Annotated in this window: 17 protein-coding genes and 2 tRNA genes; 15 read left to right on the forward strand and 4 right to left on the reverse strand. The window is 34.8% G+C overall.

Translation table 11 applies throughout. From position 1 onward, the window contains the following. The first annotated feature begins 12 nt into the window (after nt 1-12). Nucleotides 13-87, forward strand: a tRNA-Gly gene (locus tag ACSBRB_RS10070). Between the two features lie 35 nt (nt 88-122). Beyond that, nucleotides 123-206 (forward strand) — tRNA-Leu (locus ACSBRB_RS10075). Nucleotides 207-468: 262 nt separating this feature from the next. Here the strand turns inward: ACSBRB_RS10075 and ACSBRB_RS10080 are convergent. Together ACSBRB_RS10080 and ACSBRB_RS10085 are read right to left on the reverse strand one after the other, a co-directional pair. After that, nucleotides 469-1,152: a hypothetical protein gene (locus tag ACSBRB_RS10080; RefSeq protein ID WP_435032668.1), complete on the reverse strand. Its 684-nt coding sequence runs from the start codon at nt 1,150-1,152 to the stop codon at nt 469-471. A 243-nt stretch (nt 1,153-1,395) separates the two neighbouring features. Then, nucleotides 1,396-2,199, reverse strand: a complete 804-nt coding sequence (locus ACSBRB_RS10085; RefSeq protein WP_435032669.1) for a hypothetical protein — start codon at nt 2,197-2,199, stop codon at nt 1,396-1,398. A gap of 814 nt (nt 2,200-3,013) precedes the next feature. On the opposite strand from ACSBRB_RS10085, the gene ACSBRB_RS10090 reads away from it, so the two are divergent. The 7 genes from ACSBRB_RS10090 (at nt 3,014) to fumC (ending at nt 8,893) form a co-directional block, all read left to right on the forward strand. Next, on the forward strand, nt 3,014-4,072 hold the full coding sequence (locus ACSBRB_RS10090) for a PTS sugar transporter subunit IIC (protein ID WP_435032670.1): 1,059 nt from the start codon (nt 3,014-3,016) through the stop codon (nt 4,070-4,072). A 149-nt stretch (nt 4,073-4,221) separates the two neighbouring features. Next, complete coding sequence (queG, locus tag ACSBRB_RS10095; RefSeq protein ID WP_435032671.1) at nt 4,222-5,352, forward strand: tRNA epoxyqueuosine(34) reductase QueG; 1,131 nt, start codon at nt 4,222-4,224, stop codon at nt 5,350-5,352. Further along, nucleotides 5,352-5,822, forward strand: a complete 471-nt coding sequence (gene trmL, locus ACSBRB_RS10100) for a tRNA (uridine(34)/cytosine(34)/5-carboxymethylaminomethyluridine(34)-2'-O)-methyltransferase TrmL (protein ID WP_059107682.1) — start codon at nt 5,352-5,354, stop codon at nt 5,820-5,822. The genes queG and trmL overlap by 1 nt, the downstream gene beginning before the upstream one ends. Nucleotides 5,823-5,984: 162 nt before the next feature. Then, nucleotides 5,985-6,584 carry a sugar phosphate isomerase family gene (locus tag ACSBRB_RS10105; protein ID WP_107392894.1) on the forward strand — a complete coding sequence of 200 codons (600 nt, stop codon included), beginning with the start codon at nt 5,985-5,987 and terminating at the stop codon, nt 6,582-6,584. 25 nt (nt 6,585-6,609) lie between these two features. Continuing rightward, on the forward strand, nt 6,610-6,789 hold the full coding sequence (locus ACSBRB_RS10110; protein ID WP_435032672.1) for an SAS053 family DNA gyrase inhibitor: 180 nt from the start codon (nt 6,610-6,612) through the stop codon (nt 6,787-6,789). Nucleotides 6,790-6,952: 163 nt separating this feature from the next. Continuing rightward, nucleotides 6,953-7,360 (forward strand): hypothetical protein, encoded by a 408-nt coding sequence (locus ACSBRB_RS10115; protein WP_435032673.1) that lies wholly within the window; start codon nt 6,953-6,955, stop codon nt 7,358-7,360. A gap of 147 nt (nt 7,361-7,507) precedes the next feature. Continuing rightward, nucleotides 7,508-8,893 carry a class II fumarate hydratase gene (gene fumC / locus ACSBRB_RS10120; protein ID WP_435032674.1) on the forward strand — a complete coding sequence of 462 codons (1,386 nt, stop codon included), beginning with the start codon at nt 7,508-7,510 and terminating at the stop codon, nt 8,891-8,893. An 86-nt stretch (nt 8,894-8,979) separates the two neighbouring features. On the opposite strand, the gene ACSBRB_RS10125 is transcribed toward fumC, so the two are convergent. After that, nucleotides 8,980-9,816 carry an RluA family pseudouridine synthase gene (locus ACSBRB_RS10125; RefSeq protein ID WP_435032675.1) on the reverse strand — a complete coding sequence of 279 codons (837 nt, stop codon included), beginning with the start codon at nt 9,814-9,816 and terminating at the stop codon, nt 8,980-8,982. Nucleotides 9,817-10,050: 234 nt separating this feature from the next. On the opposite strand from ACSBRB_RS10125, the gene ACSBRB_RS10130 reads away from it, so the two are divergent. Together ACSBRB_RS10130 and ACSBRB_RS10135 are read left to right on the forward strand one after the other, a co-directional pair. Then, on the forward strand, nt 10,051-11,352 hold the full coding sequence (locus ACSBRB_RS10130; RefSeq protein ID WP_435032676.1) for a dicarboxylate/amino acid:cation symporter: 1,302 nt from the start codon (nt 10,051-10,053) through the stop codon (nt 11,350-11,352). Between the two features lie 282 nt (nt 11,353-11,634). Further along, nucleotides 11,635-12,483, forward strand: coding sequence for a hypothetical protein (locus tag ACSBRB_RS10135; protein ID WP_435032677.1), 849 nt, complete (start codon nt 11,635-11,637; stop codon nt 12,481-12,483). Nucleotides 12,484-12,682: 199 nt separating this feature from the next. Here ACSBRB_RS10135 and ACSBRB_RS10140 read toward each other — a convergent pair whose 3' ends face one another. Further along, entirely contained in the window at nt 12,683-13,261 is a 579-nt protein-coding gene (locus tag ACSBRB_RS10140) for an ATP-dependent Clp protease proteolytic subunit (protein ID WP_107392888.1), read from the reverse strand. A 530-nt stretch (nt 13,262-13,791) separates the two neighbouring features. Here ACSBRB_RS10140 and xdrA point away from each other — a divergent pair. The 4 genes from xdrA to ACSBRB_RS10160 all read left to right on the forward strand — a co-directional run bounded on the left by xdrA (nt 13,792) and on the right by ACSBRB_RS10160 (nt 17,530). Continuing rightward, nucleotides 13,792-14,256: an XRE family transcriptional regulator XdrA gene (xdrA, locus tag ACSBRB_RS10145; protein ID WP_435032678.1), complete on the forward strand. Its 465-nt coding sequence runs from the start codon at nt 13,792-13,794 to the stop codon at nt 14,254-14,256. Nucleotides 14,257-14,602: 346 nt separating this feature from the next. Beyond that, entirely contained in the window at nt 14,603-15,733 is a 1,131-nt protein-coding gene (locus ACSBRB_RS10150; protein ID WP_435032679.1) for a DUF445 domain-containing protein, read from the forward strand. A 67-nt stretch (nt 15,734-15,800) separates the two neighbouring features. Next, on the forward strand, nt 15,801-16,145 hold the full coding sequence (locus tag ACSBRB_RS10155) for a YlbF/YmcA family competence regulator (RefSeq protein ID WP_059107670.1): 345 nt from the start codon (nt 15,801-15,803) through the stop codon (nt 16,143-16,145). Nucleotides 16,146-16,345: 200 nt separating this feature from the next. Further along, nucleotides 16,346-17,530: a metallophosphoesterase family protein gene (locus ACSBRB_RS10160; protein ID WP_435032680.1), complete on the forward strand. Its 1,185-nt coding sequence runs from the start codon at nt 16,346-16,348 to the stop codon at nt 17,528-17,530.

Here is a 17,530-nt window from a genome sequence, read left to right on the forward strand (position 1 = left end):
ATATAAAATTTTGCGGGAGTAGTTCAATTCTCAGAACAGATTCTTTCCCGGAATAAGATATAGGTGTAAGTCCTATCTTCCGCTCCATCATTATTTTGGAGCATTTTTATTATATTAGTTTAGCCGGTGTGGCGGAATGGGCAGACGCGCGGGACTCAAAATCCCGTTCCTTCATTGGAGTGTCGGTTCGAGACCGACCACCGGTATTTTTAACAGTAAATAACAGTTAATTACATGCAGAAATCCCATAACAGTGGGGTTTCTTTTTTATTACTTACTATAGAATATAAAAATTTTGGTCAATTTGTGGTCAATATTGATAATTTCTTGAGGTCAATGAGCAAAAGACATTGGTACTGTTGCTGCTGTGTGCTTCTTTAACTATTATGATTACAGAAATATAATAGAATTTAATAAAGTAAAAAAATAATAGGGTAGATAAACGCTACCCTATTATAATATTTAAAATTATTTACCATATTTTTGTTCATAATAATCCAATGCTTCTAATATTTGGTCGCCGTCATCGCCTTCATATGTACCATTTAAGATTTCATTTCTTGTTTGCATTTCTCCAGAAGATAAACCTCCTGCATTATAACGCCATTCTTGATTAGGCATGTTTAAATATGGATTATCTGAATTTGATTCATTGTCTCCGTGCGATTGATTTAATCTTTCTAATTCCTCCGGTGTCATATCATCATCTGTTGAAACAGGGTGACTGTTGTTATATTCTTGGCTGTGTTCTCTACTATTATATTCTCCATCTTGTTCGTTAGGTTGTTCAACTTGTTCGTCTTGTTCTTGTTCCAGGTCTTGTTGCGGTTGTTCCTCTGCTACTTGTTCGTTTTGTGCTTCAACGTTTTGATTATCTTGCACATTTTCATTTTCTGCTGTTTCTTCGTTGTTTTCCTCGTTGCTTTCTTCTTCGCTATTTTCATCTTTGTTGTTTTCTTTTTCTTTGCTTTCTTCTTTATCTTCTTTATCTTTTTTGTCTTCTTTGTTTTTATCTTCTGATGTTTTTTCTTTTTCGTCATGTTGTTTATTTTCTGCTTTACTTTCATTATCTTCGTTTGTTGTATCTTCGTTATTACCACAAGCTCCTAAGATCAAGAAACTGCTTAACGTTAAAAATAATAGTTTTTTCATTTTTACATCTCCTTATGTATTTTTGTTTAAAAGGATTATTAAAATAATGTACTAATATCAGTTTATTAACTAAATGTAACCCATAATTTAGAATAGATAGAAATTTAATAATTTTGTGGCTTATATTTCATAGGGAAAGACATAACGAGTATTTACTTTTAGATAGAAAAACGCAAATATCACTATAAAAATAAGTTATGATACTCAAATTTATATCTGAGATTTGCGTCATTTAATTATATATTAATTCTCATCATGCTTGGCAATTCCTGGATGCATATAAAAATCTTCTGCATGATTTTCAAGCGTGTCAGCAAGGGTGTAAACTGCCTCTTCATTCATTGATTCAATAGTTTCTTTATCCCATGAAGTGGATAATACTTTTTCATCATCTTTATTTATACCATCAGTCATAGTGTAAAAAATATTGATATCTAAGTTATTTATATCTACACCAGATTTTTTAGCTCCATAAACTGCCTGAGATGTTGCTTCTCTAAATCCTTTAACAGTTTCCTTATCTGTTATTCCTTCTGTACCGCCGATAACTACTACAACATTACCTTCATCATTTTCGTTTTTAACGCTTTTTAAATCACCTCGCATAACTTCATGTTTTACTTCTTTAGCTATCTTTTCTCTTTCATCTTTCAGCTGATCAAATTTATCATTTTGTTTTTGTTTTTCTGAATCTTCTTTTGATTTTTTTTCATTTTTTTCTTGTTGTTTCTCTTTGTTGTCATTTGATTCTTCTTTCTCTTTGTTATTCTTTTCTTGTTGTTTCTCTTTATCTTTTTGTTCATTTTTTTGAGCTTGTTCTGTATTATCTTCAGCTTGTGTTTCATCTAAGTCACTTTGGTCCATAAACGCACCACCTATAAAGCTAATACTAAAGAAGACAGTTACAACTACTTTAACCCAAGTTTTCCAATTCTTTTTGTACATCCACATTAAAACTAAACCAAGTGGGAAAAATAAAATTAAACAGAGAATTGTAAACCACGTCGTTTGATACCACTTTTGGTCGTCATTTTTGTTTTCTGCCATTTTTTACACTCCTTTTTAAAATAATAATCGGTAAAAACTATGTAAATTGCATCTAAATGATTTTATTGTCTAACACCTCCAACTAAACTAAGTAGGATATTATTAATAGTAGGGGATAAACTTTCTCTGCTTCAATTCACTCTATCCCTAGTTAAAATACGACTACTATTTAATAATAAATAAATAGTTGTACAAAACTTTCAAAAAGGGTAAAAAAATATGAGCAGCAGAATGAGTCATATCACGAGATCCCACTAACTATAGTTTCACGGAACATATTTAAATTAGTAGTAGCTTAAATAAAATAGGAAAATGATTTTGTTAAAGTAAGAGATATAAAAAACACGTTGATGTTATTAAAAAGAGGTTATATCTAACTGTGTAGCGAGATCGAATATGGAGTCATCATAAAAGCATTTAAAACGATATGTATAATAACCTACTTTTATATACCAAAAATCAATTACACTTCATTTGTTGTTTGTTAAACTAGCTATGTAATAAATTAAATTGTTCACTAACTATATCTATTTAAGTATATCACCGTTATTAAAAGAATCCAATGTGTTTTTCAACAACTTACATCCAATTCTTTCATTAATATAACTACAATATTTTTACCTCCAGCTACAAATCTCACTATTACGTATAAAACATATACTATTAATATGTCATATACATTTAAATTGTTAAAATATCTACATATTAATCCTAGAATTGAATTGCATTGGTGTGATTATCTAATTATGATGTTGAATTTATAACTAAGTTGTAATACTATATATCTAATATCGTTTTTGGAGGTGTGATTATCATGGTTAAAGAACAGATAACCACAAAGCAGTTCTTGATGAATGTCCTCAATGCTGTAGGGGCAGGGGTCGTCATTGCTTTGTTACCGAACGCCTTGTTAGGTGAGTTTTTAAAGTTTTTTAAAGATGGCAATCAGTTTTTAGAAATCATTTATCAATTAGTTGTGATTATCCAATCATTTATGGCATTTATCATCGGTGTGTTAGCTGCGCATCAATTTAAGTTTAGTGGTGCGGGTGCAACGATGATTGGTGTATCGGCCATGTTAGGTTCAGGTGCACTACAATTTAAAGATGGTGCTGTTCAGTTAAAGGGTATTGGAGACATTATTAACGTCATTCTTGTCGTAATTATCGCTTGCTTACTATTTTACATATTACAAAATAAACTCGGTTCATTAGAAATGATCATTTTACCTGTTTTAATTCCTATCGTAAGCGGTGGTATTGGTCTTATTACATTACGTTACATAGCAAAAGTAACTCAAGGATTAGGAGGCATCATCAATTCATTTACAGAGCTTAATCCGTTACTCATGTCTATCTTAATCTGTGTTGCTTATTCATTATTAATGGTGACACCGATCTCAGTTGTAGCAATTGCAACCGCAATCGGTCTATCAGGTCTAGGTAGTGGTGCTGCGAACTTAGGTATCGTTGCCGCATGTGTGACGTTCCTATTTGGTTCATTACGCGTGAATGCAGCAGGAGTAAATATCGTGCTGTTAATTGGTGCAGCGAAAATGATGATTCCTGTGTATTTTAAAAATTTAATCATCGCAGTGCCGTTAACAATTAATGGTATTATCGGTGGTATCGTCGCTTATCTTGCGAACATTCAAGGGACACCGATGTCAGCAGGATTTGGTTACACAGGTTTAGTTGGACCAATCAATGCGTATAACCGTATGGGTGGAGATCCAACAACTAACATTATTATCTTAGCCTTTGCATTCTTTGTTATTCCATTTACATGTGCATTTATCGTGCATCTATTATGTAAAAAATTCCTCAAAGGTTATTCAGATGAAATCTACAGATTCGAATTACCAAAACAATAATATTTCATTTAGTCCGGTGAACATCGAAGTTCACCGGATTTTTCAATGTTTATACGGACGTTTTCACCGAATGCGTCAAAAACAAATTCCAAACGGTGACAAGTCTGAATATGTTACACTGTAATATGTATGTTTTTGGGGGTAAGGTCATGGATTTAAAACAATTAAAGCAAGATGTCATTGAATATGCCCACTCGATTGGTATCGATAGTATTGGTTTTACTACTGCTGACCCTTTTGATGAGTTAAAGCAAAAATTAGTAGACTACCATGCGAAAGGGTACGCATCTGGATTTGAAGAAGACGATATTAATTTACGTACAGAACCCAAACTCTCACTACCGACTGCCCGTTCTATTATCGCGATTGCTGTCGGATATCCAAACAAGATGAAAGGTGCACCTAAGAGTGTTCGAGGCGATCGACGCGGTATGTTTGCACGTGCATCTTGGGGTCAAGACTACCATACGATTATGGGAACACGTCTCGATAAACTAGCTGATTATTTACGTAGTCGCGTCGAAGATGTAGAGATTAAATCGATGGTAGATACCGGTGTGTTATCGGATCGTTCTGTCGCTGAACGTGCTGGTTTAGGCTATGTAGGGCGTAATGGATTTGTGATCAACCCAGACTTAGGTACATGGACTTACCTCGGAGAAATGTTGGTCAGCATTCCGTTTGAGCCGGATGATCCATTACTAGATAGTTGTGGAGACTGTACGATTTGTGTCGATCGTTGTCCAACCGGTGCACTTGTTGGTAATGGACAGCTCAACAGTCAAAAATGTATCAGCTTTTTAACTCAGACGAAAGGCTATTTAGAAGATCGGTATCGCTATAAGATAGGGAATCGACTTTATGGTTGTGATACGTGTCAGCAAGTGTGCCCACGTAATCGCGGTATAAACACACAACATGACGATATTGTATTAGAACCTGAAGTTTTAAAACCACGGCTCGTACCTTTACTGAAAATGTCTAACAAAGAGTTTAAAAACACATATGGTCATTTGGCTGGTGCATGGAGAGGTAAAAAACCAATCCAACGAAACGCGATCATCGCATTGGCGCATTTTAAAGAGGAGACAGCTATACCTGATTTAGAAGATGTTGCGTTAAATGATCCGAGACCGATGATCAGAGGTACCGCTTATTGGGCTATTGGTCAAATACAGGGTGAAGATGCGCGCCCATTTATTGAAGCGCATTATGACGATGAAATTGAAGAAGTACAAACGGAAATGATAAAAGGACTTGAAATGGGGAGAGAAAATTAATGACGAATCACATTGTATTATACCAACCACAAATACCTGGTAATACAGGTTCTATCGCACGTACATGTGCAGGGACTGATACACATCTACATCTGATTAAACCCCTAGGCTTTAGCACAGATGATAAGATGTTAAAACGCGCAGGTCTAGACTATTGGCACAGCGTGAATATTACATATTATGAAGATGTTGAATCCTTTTTTGAACAGACTTCTGGAAAATATTACTTATTAACGAAATTTGGATCACATACTTATTCAGATTATGATTTCTCAAACACAGACGAAGAACATTACTTTATCTTCGGGCGTGAAACAACTGGGCTTCCAGATTGGATTAAAGAAAAATATAGTGAAACAGCGATGCGTATTCCAATGAACGATAATATCAGATCATTAAATCTAGCGAATACTGCGTCTTTACTTATTTATGAAGCTTTAAGACAACAAGACTTTCCTAATTTAAAATAAATGGTGATAAAGCATATGAAAGATCATGCAGAACCATGTATAGATATCTTGTTAATACAACGGCTTATCGGTGTCTACGTTTATGATGAATAGATGACGGGTAATTACGTAATCAAAGTCATAGACTGGTAACATGAGCAAATAGAATAGGAGTGTAATAAAATGGCAATGAATTTTAAAGTATTACCTGATCGTGAGGCTGTGGCAGTTTATGCGGCAGATATTTTACGTAAGCAGTTTAATAATAACCCAACGACTATTGCCGGCGTGCATTTAGCTAAAGAAGAAGCACCTGTCTTAGATCAATTAAAAATTGATGTTGATAAACACGCGGTCGATTTCAGTCAAATTAACATCTTAGACTATGATGCAAATAAAACGTATTACGAAGCATTAGGTGTACCAGAAGGTCAAATTTATACACCCGCATTTGAACAAGAAGCTGAACCTTACATTAAAGAACACATGAAAACGAAAGACAACAAAGGTAAACTCATTACTCAAGTTGTGACAATGGATCGTAAAGGTGATTTAGAAGTAAGTATTGAACATGCATTACTTCCAGCTAGAGAAATCTTCCTTATTATCACTGGTAGTGAAAAAGCAGATGCTGTCAAAAAATTATACGAAGAAAATAGTAGTACAAACTTTGAACCTGCAGATTTAAAAACACACCGCATGGTTAATGTGGTACTAGATGAAGCGGCTGCTGCTGGTTTACCAGAAGACGTTAAAAATTATTTCACTGCTCGCTTTGCATAATTCCTGAGAAAAAGAGGTGACCGTCGTGACTGAAACAAACCAGCACGATTTCAACGACGAAAAAGAACCTGAAAATGACATGGTTGAAGGTTATGATGATGTCGTAGAACTCGGTAAAGAAATGGAACAAATCTCTGAAGAAAATGATGAAGATAAATTAAATAAATCTCATGATGCAGACGTGCGTTCAGATTTAGAGGAATAATCAGTTAAAAGCTCTCCCGCTATCACACGATAGTGTGGAGAGTTTTTTAAATGCAACAAAGCGAATGAAGGGTGTTCGATAGATTGAAATGCCACTAAAAACGCATGTTCATTTCAACTTATGTTAAGATAGAATAAATGAGATAAAAATGAGGTATTTTGTAATGTTAACAAAACACTGGAAATTAATTATCACAGCTTCTGTCATTGTTAATTTGCTGTCTATCAAGGGCTTTTTCATGGCGTTAGGTTCTTTATATTTTCTACTCATATTTAAAGTGATTGATATGCAGATGAATTTATCTAAAGGATTAGTGGATGATGTCGATCCGATGGTTTATGTCAGAAGCAATACACGTGGTGTAATTATCGCAGTTATTTGCTTTATTTTAGCAACGGTTGTATTTATGTTCGGATTAGACGACTTTTATAATAGCTTACCTGGTATTATAGGAGTGTTGGTGGACTTTAACCCGCTCTTACTGATTATCGGTACGGTATTATTCATCTTTTCTACGATTGCGGTCATTCAAGTGCTCCATCAAAAATATGACCATCGTACAGAAGTTTAATCTATAAAGAATTTAACGTGGTAGGTAGTTCACATGCTACCTGCCACCTTTTATTTAAAAAATGAAAACGTTCTCTTTCGCGTTGCTCGTTTAAAATAATACATGCTATACTATGGATAACTCAACGAAAAGGGGGAGAACAGAGCCATGTCAGTTAGAATTGAACATGATACATTTGGTGAGATTGAAGTACCTGCAGATAAATACTGGGGCGCACAAACTGAGCGTAGTAAACGTAACTTTCCAGTAGGTAAAGAACGTATGCCGATTGAAGTTGTATACGGTTTTGCAGAATTAAAACGTGCAGCTGCTTTATCTAACTTTGAATTAGATAAACTTTCTGAAGCGAAGAAAGATGCGATTGTATACGCTTGTGATAAAATTTTAAACCAGGAATTAGATGAGCATTTTCCACTCGTGGTATGGCAAACTGGAAGCGGTACACAAAGTAATATGAACGTGAACGAAGTAGTTAGTTATGTTGCCAACGAATACTTAAAAGAACATGGTAGTGATGAACAAATCCATCCGAATGATGATGTGAATAAATCACAAAGTTCGAATGATACTTTCCCAACTGCAATGCACGTGGCATTATATCATGAAGTAGAGCACAAACTTGAACCTGCTCTTAAAAAATTAAGAGATACATTTAAAGATAAAGAACAACAGTATCATGACATTATTAAAATTGGTCGTACGCATTTACAAGATGCGACACCGATTCGTTTAGGTCAAGAGATCAGTGGCTGGCGCTACATGTTAGATAAATGTGAGACACTGCTATCTGAATCTAAAGCGCATATTTTAAATTTAGCGATTGGTGGTACTGCTGTAGGTACAGGTATCAATGCGCATCCAGAATTTGGCGATAAAGTAGCTGCACATATAGCAGACCATACAGGCTATCCGTTTGTTTCATCTGAAAATAAATTCCATGCGTTAACAGCGCATGATGAAGTTGTGCAACTCCATGGTACGTTAAAAGCACTTGCAGGCGACTTGATGAAAATCGCGAACGACGTGCGTTGGTTAGCTTCAGGTCCACGTGCTGGTTTAGCTGAACTTGCGATTCCTGAAAATGAGCCTGGATCTTCTATTATGCCTGGTAAAGTCAATCCTACACAGTGTGAAATGTTAACCATGGTAGCTGTTCAAGTTATGGGTAACGATGCAGCTGTCGGTATTGCGAGCTCACAAGGGAACTTCGAATTGAACGTCTATAAACCGGTGATATTGAACAATACACTTCAATCGATTTATTTACTCGCAGATGGAATGGAAACATTTAACAACAACTGTGCGGTAGGTATTGAACCGATTGAAGAAAATATCGACAATTACTTAAATCAATCCTTGATGCTTGTGACAGCTTTAAATCCACATATTGGATATGAAAAAGCAGCGCAAATTGCGAAAAAAGCTCACCGCGAAGGTTTAACATTAAAAGATGCGGCGATTGAAAGTGGCTATGTCACAGAAGAACAATTTGAACAATGGATTAAACCAGAAGATATGGTAGAGCCTAAATAAAATATTAAATAAAAAGAAGCGGTTGGAACGCACTGTGTTTGTTATGACGAAGCACAGCGGTTTCAACCGTTTTTACGTAAAAAATTTTATTTTGTATTTGGTTCATCATCAATGCTGACAGAGATTTGAGCTAACGATAAAGGATGTGTGAGTTCTACTTTATAACTGTTCAGTTTCAATTGTCGCAATGTAGCATCGCCGTAAAGTGGATCACCAATTACTGGATGGCCAATCTCAGCTAAGTGCACACGGATTTGATGTGTACGGCCAGTATCGAGCTTAAGTTCAAGTTCACATACATTTTCTTCTAACATTTTAGAACTTAAAATATGTGTGATTGCACGTTGACCAGTAGAAGAGATGCGTCGTTTGTTAGGATGGAATTTGTCCTTTCCAATGGGCATATCTATGGTTTGGGGTTTGATTGGTAATAAACTATTGACCTGTGCTCGATAGATGCGATTGATCTCGTTATTTTCTAACATTCGGTCTAATAATTTCTTCATAACTGGATTTTTAGCGACGATTACAAGTCCAACGGTTTCTTGGTCGAGACGGTGAATCGGTTCGACATAATCGCTATCTAAAGTGTAGATTAAATGATTCATCAACGTATTACTTTCCATGAGATCATTTGGATGCGTTTTAACGCCTTTAGGTTTCATCGCAATGGCTAAATCGTCATCTTCATAGTAAATTTCTGCATAACGATAGCTCGGTTTATAATTACTTGTTTCATCTCCAGTCGGTATGACAATTTCGTCTCCTTGAGTAACTGTAGTCGTTAAAGGGGCTTGTTCGCCATTAATCGTAATGTCTTTTGACATATTTAATTGGTGTAAATCTTTTTTCGGTAACTTTACGTGCTGAAAGATGTCACGTAACGTCATATTATTGTATGGTTCTGGTACTTGAAATTTCATGCATCTCGCTCCTCATTTTATCTTCATTATCATAACATAATGCACCCATGAACGATACGCGTAAGTGATAAGCTCCTGTTTCAAAGGGGTTTTTGAAAATGAGTGTATAGTCCTCATTTTTCTATCAAAATATAAATTATTTATGAGTTGCTATCATTACAACTTAATTTTTTTATTCCCTAAAGTCCCCGTTTAAAGTATAATATAGCTAATACACTGAAAAGGGGGATGCTTATGAAAACGAAAAATTTATCACTCAAAATCGTTATAGCATTAGTGTTAGGTATTACAGTGGGTTCAATTTGTAATATTTATGCGCAATCAAACATTGTGGGTTGGACAGATCAATATATTTTTAATGTCATTGGTCAAATCTTTTTAAACTTAATTTTCATGCTCGTAGTACCAGTTGTTTTTGTCTCAATTGTACTTGGCGTAGTAGGTGTAGGTGATCCTAAGTTACTCGGTGGTATTGGACTCAAAGCGTTGACTTTCTTTTTATCAACAACAGCGCTCGCGATTACAATCGGTATCGCACTCGCTCTACTCTTTAAACCAGGTGCAGGGCATTCTGACTTGTTAAAGAGTGAAGATGTAAATAAATATGAACAAACATTAAAAGATCAAAACAGTGCAGAAGATTCTGCAGCCAATCAAACATTCGATCAAACGTTAATTAATCTATTTCCTAAAAATCCAATTCAAGCGATGACAGAAGGCAATATGCTACAAATTATCACATTCGCGATTTTTATCGGTATAGGTTTAATCATGGTAGGATCCAAAGCAGAGGTCGTGAACAGGTTTTTCCTGCAGACCAATGAAATACTGATGTATATCATTACGATGATTATGAATGTATTCGCACCAATCGGAACATTTGCGCTTGTTGCACATGCATTTACAGGAGCTGGTTTCGGAGCGATTAAACAGTTAGGAATGTATTTCTTTATCGTTTTACTTGCGCTTGCAGTACACTTCTTTGTCGTTTACGGTTCAGCAGTAAAATTACTCGGCAAATACAGTCCGATGAACTTTTTCAAAGCTTTTATGCCAGCCATTACGGTCGGTTTTAGTACATCGAGTTCTACCGCGACATTACCAGTCTCTATGAACTGTACGAAAAAGATGGGTGTAAGACCAGAAATCGCCAGCTTTATTCAACCACTTGGTGCGACGATCAATATGGACGGAACCGCAATCATGCAAGGAGTAGCGACAATATTCATCGCTCAAATTTCAGGTGTAGATCTTTCATTAGGGCAGCTCATCACCGTCGTCGTGATTGCAGTAGTAGCTTCGATTGGTACAGCAGGTGTACCTGGTGTAGGTTTGATCATGCTTGCAATGGTGCTGAATGCAGTTGGTTTAAATGCAGCCGCTATTGGTATCATCTTAGGTATCGATCGATTACTTGATATGACAAGAACATCTGTCAATATTACAGGTGACGCTGCATGTGCCTTAATTGTTTCAGAATCAGAACAAAGAAAATTAAATAAACGTGCTTTGCCGAAGCAAAATGCAAACGCCTAAACTTTTAATTTAGAAACTACTTATTTCACTTCATAGTGAGATAGGTAGTTTTTTATTTTAAAGTAAAAGAACTTAGTTAAATCTAATATAGATCAACACAATTCATTTAAATTGTGATAATATTGTGTAAACTAATAAATAAGGGCGGATGATTATGAAAAAGACAACATTAGGAATACTTGCAGCTTCTACAGCACTTTTTTATCAGCTTGTGGCACTGATGCATCTGAGAAGGATGTCGTTAAGATTGGAGAAATTTTAAAAACTGAAAAAGCAGAACGAGTGAGTTTCGTTGCGAGTACTGAAGAAGATACACCGTTTAATAAAGATGCAAGTGTGGATCGAATCATCTTTACTAAAGATGGCAAAGTGAAAGTATATTACACGTATAAAGATATCAAAATACTAGATGTCGTCGATAAAGATATTGATGAATTAGAAGAACTTGCGACTAAACAAGATAAGCTTTATTTCGATAAAACAAAAGAGAATGAATTAGAAAAGGTTGATAATCTGTTAGAAGGTCTCGATGGCACAGCAGAGCAAAAGGAAATAGATAAACAAAAAGACGATATTAAGGAGTTGAAGAAAGATTTAGCAGAGGCTAAAGAGAAAGAAGAAAAGGATGAATTAGGTGTTTTTGACAGTACACCGACAGAGCTAGAGCGTTATATTAGCCAAGAAGAATCGGATTTAAAAGAACTTGAAAATAGTATTAAAGAAGACCTTAAAGAAAATAAAAAAGAAAGTAAAGCACTAGAAGATCAAAAACGTGAATTGAAAAAGACAAAATATAAGGAACCTGAGTATAGAGATTTAAAAATCGCAATTGGAACAGATGGGTCAGGAAATCACACAGATAATGAGAAACTTTATGTCACTGGTTATCGTTTCAGTGACACTACCGAAAATGCAATCGCGCAATATGAAGACAATCCGAAAGAAGTTATGGACCACTATTTAGATTTTGAAGAGCTACTATTCCCTGTGGAGGTCAAAGACAGTCGTTTTGCGGGGTTAGCTGATGACAATCAGTTCTTTGTGACTACAGTTGGTGACAAAACAAAAGAAGTTGATTTTGACCAACCTGATGATGACTATGTAAATGAAGTAGATGGGGAGAAAAAATAAGTTAGTGGCAAAACTATATGATATTGGTATTAGATAGCCATTTGAAAAAGAAATGCTTTTGATAGATAATTAAAGATGTAAATTTAAATTTTTGAGGAAGTATACATGGATTTTTATGATTTTTTAAGATATTTAATCTGAATATAGATATAAAAAATACGGCAATGTCATGTACATTGTCGTATTTTTTTACTATATCTTATTTAATTTCGTCTCTAGAACTAATAATTTGATTAACGATACCGTATTCTTTTGCTTCTTCAGCGTTTAACCAATAGTCACGGTTTGTATCTTTTTCAACTTTTTCTAAATCTTGGCCTGTTTGTTCCGCAATAATTTCATTGATGCGTTTTCTAGTTCTTACGATTTCTTTAGCAGTGATTTCGATTTCTGTAGATTGACCTTGAACACCGCCGCTTGGTTGGTGCATCATGAATCGTGTATTTGGTAAGCTGTATCTTCTATCTTTATCTCCAGATAAGAAAATGAAAATACCTGCGCTTACAACCCAACCTGAACCAATGATATTGACTTTTGGTTTGATGAAGTTGATCATATCTCTGATGTAGAAGCCTGAATCGACATGACCACCTTGAGTTGAAAGGAAGATATTGATTGGTTCATCGCTTGTTGCTTCTAATAATAATAATTTATTGACTACATCTCTAGCTAATTCGTCATTGATTTCACCACTGATTAATACAGTGCGTGTTTCTAACATTTTCTGAGTTAAATATTCTGAGCTATTTTCTGATGCTTTTTGTTCTTTTTCAGTCATTCATAATCCTCCTGATAAACGTTTTAATCCAATTGTATAATATGCGAAAACATTTATCCAAGAATTAATACATATCAACGAATGAGTGAACATAGTTGGGAAGTGTGTATAAGGTGTCACTCTCTTTAATTGAGTGGTGCTCACATATTTTGGCAATAGAAAAGGGTTAATTGTAAAAGAACTGTTAGATTTGTGGAAAATATTAAATTTTAATGAGCTTGAGTATGGAAAAATGAGTGAAATACGGTATAATAAATACTAGTGATTTTAACTTAAAAGAGTAAAAATAATACTAATAAAAAGAAATGCACCTTATGATTTGAATTTACATCTTACATAGAAATTGACGCAAAGTCATTTTAATTATTTTGACAATTGTGCCTTTAATAAAATAGCTTCAAAAATTGCGTTTCACCCTTTTAATTTTTATTAATTTGTATTAAGATGTAATTTGTGTTTCAAGAAATGTGTATTATTGCAATTTCTTGTGTCGTATGAACATATTTAAAATGGAAAGGTAGATTGAGTAAATGGATAGACAGAGTTTTACAGATTTAATTCAGACAAAATTTAAAATGGTCCGTATAGAAGCCGGTTATACACAAGACACAATGGCGCAAACTATCGGCCTTTCAAAGAAAACACTAGTACAAATTGAAAAAGAACGCGTATTACCTAACTGGACAACATGTGTTTCTATTTGTGCATTATTCAGAGATTCATATGTATTAAACAGCACGTTTGGTTGTGATCCCCTAGAAATGGTACAAACGATTTCTCGCAGTCACTGTGCTTATCCAAATCATCCAACTACAAGTGATATTTACTGGAATACTGTAGAAAGCCGTAACGGTTATATTTTACAAAGTAATAAAGTAAGCGAAATCTATCGTGTACTTGATGAAGATAAACAACCTATTTTTGGTACATCTAAATTAAGAGAAGCTGAAACTTATTTTAACAGAATTTCAAAAGAAGAATTATTGCACGTCTAATCACGTCTCAGTGATAGAAGGATCATTATTTGTAGATGACAGTTATCTTTTGAAAATAATGATTTAATCACATATTGAGCTGTTTTTGCTACATAAAAATGAGTTTGTATTAACGTGTAGGGACATAAATAGTCACACTACGTGTTGACTAGAAAGACTTACCCATATTTTAAACGTACAAGGAGTAAGATTTTATAATCTAAGTTTTCATTTAGATTTTAATCTTGCTCCTTTTTTATCATCGAGAAAAATCAACGAAGTGAGCACTTTATGCTGCGACTTGTGTACAGCTATCATTTATAATATGGTAATGTACTGAAGTTAAATAAAGAAAGGAAATACCGTCATGCATGCGTTTATCATTATTATTGTAATGGTTGTGATTGGTGCGATCATTGGTGGTGTCACCAATATGATTGCTGTAAGGATGTTGTTCCATCCATTCAAACCTTACTATATTTTTAATAAAAGAATACCATTTACACCGGGTTTAATCCCTAAACGACGAGAAGAAATTGCGACAAAAATAGGGCAAGTGATTGAAGAGCATTTGTTAACAGAATCGCTCATTCATGCTAAATTAAATGCACCGGAAACAAGAGATAAAATACAACAGCTCATCGTCTCACAAATAGAAAAATTAAAAAGAGATGATGTCACGTTACAATCGATTGCAGATGCGTTGAATATCGACTTAGCAGAAGTTGCCAATCAACAACTAACAACATTGATTGAACGCAAATTAAACGATTTTTATGACAACCATCAACAAGAATCGATTGAAAGTATTTTGCCTGAGGCGTTGGAACAATACATCAGTCATTATGTGGATCAAGCAACGCCATTGTTATTCGAACGTGCGCGTGTTTACCTTGAATCTGAAAAAGGGGAACGCGACATTTACCATATGTTGGAATCATTTTTCCAAGAAAAAGGAAAAATCATCGGCATGCTTCAAATGTTTATGACGAAAGAAAGTATTGCGGATCGCATTAGACAAGAATTGATAAGATTAACACATCATCCAAGAGCACAAGAGATTGCCGAACAAATCATCCAAAACGAATATGCGACATTAAAATCTAAATCACTCGGAGATATCGTTTCTACTGAACAATTTTCAACTATTCAATCGTCTGTGGCTCCGTTAATCATAAATTACTTGAATTTAGATCGCTATACACATCAACCGTTGAATCAATTAATGCCACAATTTATCACATTCTTAGAAGACAAAGTGTCTACTCATGTGACAGATTTACTCATTGACAATATTTCTAAACAGCTCTCATCTATCATGAAAGAAATCGATTTGAGAGGTATGATTGAGGCTCAGATTAATACCTTTGACTTAGATTATATTGAACGATTAATTATTGAGATTGCCAATAAAGAGTTGAAACTGATTATGTTATTAGGCTTTATCTTAGGTGGTATTATTGGATTACTCCAAGGTGTCATTGCTATTTTTGTCTAAAACTTTATTTTGTGTTATGGTATTATCGTTATGGTAAAACATACATTTATACAAGGAGTGAGCAAACATGGCAGTAAATTTACATGATTATGCAAATCAATTAGAACAAGCTTTAAGAGAAAGTGAAGAATATAAAGCAATCAAAGAAGCTTATGCTAAAGTCAAAGAAAACGACGAATCAAAAAAATTATTTGATGATTTCCGTGAAACTCAAATGAACTTCCAACAAAAACAAATGCAAGGTGAAGAAATCAGCGAAGATGAATTACAAAAAGCGCAAGAACAAGCGCAACAAATCGAAAAAGATTCAAATATTGCTGATTTAATGACTGCAGAACAAAAAATGAGTCAAACTTTCCAAGAAATCAACCAAATCATCGTTAAACCTTTAGATGAAATTTACGCTGACTAATTTAAAGTAAGTGTAGATATTTAAAGCTACAATGTGTCTATTTAGACATGTTGTAGCTTTTTTGTTTTATCGACGGGTGCTCGTAGATTATGGTAAAATGTACAAGACGAATAAGATATAAAATCCTATTTTATAACTGAATCAGGGTAATTGAAATCTTAAGCGACGTTCGATGACCATCGCATAAAGGAGATTTACATATGGTGAAATTTATACATTGCGCGGACTTACATCTAGATAGTCCTTTTAAATCTAGAAGCCATCTCAGCCGCTCAATATTTGAGGATATACAACAAAGTGCTTATGAAAGCTTTAAAAACATCATAGATATCGCGCTTAATGAAGAGGTAGACTTTGTCATTATCTCAGGGGATTTATTTGATAAAGAGAATCGTACACTCAGAGCAGAAGTCTTTTTAAAGGAACAGTTTGAACGATTAGAAAAAGAACAAATTTTCGTATATCTCTGTCACGGTAACCATGACCCGCTCACACGTAGCGTAGCGACAGAATGGCCAAACAATGTCTCAGTGTTTTCTCAAAATGTAGAAACCTACCAAACGATTACACGACGTGGTGAGACGATTTATTTACACGGCTTTAGTTACCAACAAGATGCAAGTTACGAGAATAAGATCGATGCTTATCCTTCCAGTCAAGGTCAAGAAGGCATACATATCGGTATCTTGCACGGTACTTATAGTAAATCGTCGGCCAAAAATCGTTATACCGAATTTCGGCTTGAAGATTTGAATAGCAAACTCTATCATTATTGGGCTTTAGGTCATATTCATGAGCGACAACAGTTAAGCACGATGCCACAAATCCATTATGCTGGTAATATTCAAGGGCGTCATTTTAATGAAACAGGAGAAAAAGGGTGTCTGTTAGTTGAAGGTGATGCCCTCAACCTCAACGTCCAGTTTAAACCCACGCAATATATCCGCTTTGATACAGCAACGATAGAGACAGAGAAGACTTCTAAACACGGTTTATACGAAGCGATACAAGCATTCAAAGATCGAGTACGACCTCAAGGTAAAGCCTTTTATCAGCTCACTGTGGTCATTGATTCAGATGAACCTATGCCTGAACAAGATCTCACACAAGTTAAAGAAATGATTCGAGATTATGAAGAAAATGAACATGATTTTATCTTTATGGAAGGTTTGTTCATCCAATATAAATACGCGGATCAACAATCGCTTGTAAATGAATTCTCAGAAGAACTTATTCAAGACAGTCGTGTTTTTGATCAGGCAGTCAGTGACTTGTACTTAAACCCTAAAGCTTCTAAGTATTTAGATGATTATCAATCGTTTGATCGTAAAGCGCTCATCGAACACGCAGAAAACTTATTACAAACAGATGCGAAGGAGGATTAA

It is taken from the genome of Staphylococcus auricularis (genome assembly GCF_051172115.1).
Classification (GTDB): domain Bacteria; phylum Bacillota; class Bacilli; order Staphylococcales; family Staphylococcaceae; genus Staphylococcus; species Staphylococcus auricularis_A.

Excerpts from the sequence above, each read along its gene's own strand:
- fumC (WP_435032674.1), top strand. The coding sequence starts at position 7,508 with ATGTCAGTTAGAATTGAACATGATACATTTGGTGAGATTGAAGTACCT.
- ACSBRB_RS10140 (WP_107392888.1), bottom strand. The coding sequence starts at position 13,261 with ATGACTGAAAAAGAACAAAAAGCATCAGAAAATAGCTCAGAATATTTA.
- xdrA (WP_435032678.1), top strand. The coding sequence starts at position 13,792 with ATGGATAGACAGAGTTTTACAGATTTAATTCAGACAAAATTTAAAATG.
- ACSBRB_RS10125 (WP_435032675.1), bottom strand. The coding sequence starts at position 9,816 with ATGAAATTTCAAGTACCAGAACCATACAATAATATGACGTTACGTGAC.
- trmL (WP_059107682.1), top strand. The coding sequence starts at position 5,352 with ATGACGAATCACATTGTATTATACCAACCACAAATACCTGGTAATACA.
- ACSBRB_RS10090 (WP_435032670.1), top strand. The coding sequence starts at position 3,014 with ATGGTTAAAGAACAGATAACCACAAAGCAGTTCTTGATGAATGTCCTC.
- ACSBRB_RS10105 (WP_107392894.1), top strand. The coding sequence starts at position 5,985 with ATGGCAATGAATTTTAAAGTATTACCTGATCGTGAGGCTGTGGCAGTT.
- ACSBRB_RS10080 (WP_435032668.1), bottom strand. The coding sequence starts at position 1,152 with ATGAAAAAACTATTATTTTTAACGTTAAGCAGTTTCTTGATCTTAGGA.
- ACSBRB_RS10130 (WP_435032676.1), top strand. The coding sequence starts at position 10,051 with ATGAAAACGAAAAATTTATCACTCAAAATCGTTATAGCATTAGTGTTA.
- ACSBRB_RS10115 (WP_435032673.1), top strand. The coding sequence starts at position 6,953 with ATGTTAACAAAACACTGGAAATTAATTATCACAGCTTCTGTCATTGTT.
- ACSBRB_RS10155 (WP_059107670.1), top strand. The coding sequence starts at position 15,801 with ATGGCAGTAAATTTACATGATTATGCAAATCAATTAGAACAAGCTTTA.
- ACSBRB_RS10085 (WP_435032669.1), bottom strand. The coding sequence starts at position 2,199 with ATGGCAGAAAACAAAAATGACGACCAAAAGTGGTATCAAACGACGTGG.
- ACSBRB_RS10160 (WP_435032680.1), top strand. The coding sequence starts at position 16,346 with ATGGTGAAATTTATACATTGCGCGGACTTACATCTAGATAGTCCTTTT.
- ACSBRB_RS10150 (WP_435032679.1), top strand. The coding sequence starts at position 14,603 with ATGCATGCGTTTATCATTATTATTGTAATGGTTGTGATTGGTGCGATC.
- queG (WP_435032671.1), top strand. The coding sequence starts at position 4,222 with ATGGATTTAAAACAATTAAAGCAAGATGTCATTGAATATGCCCACTCG.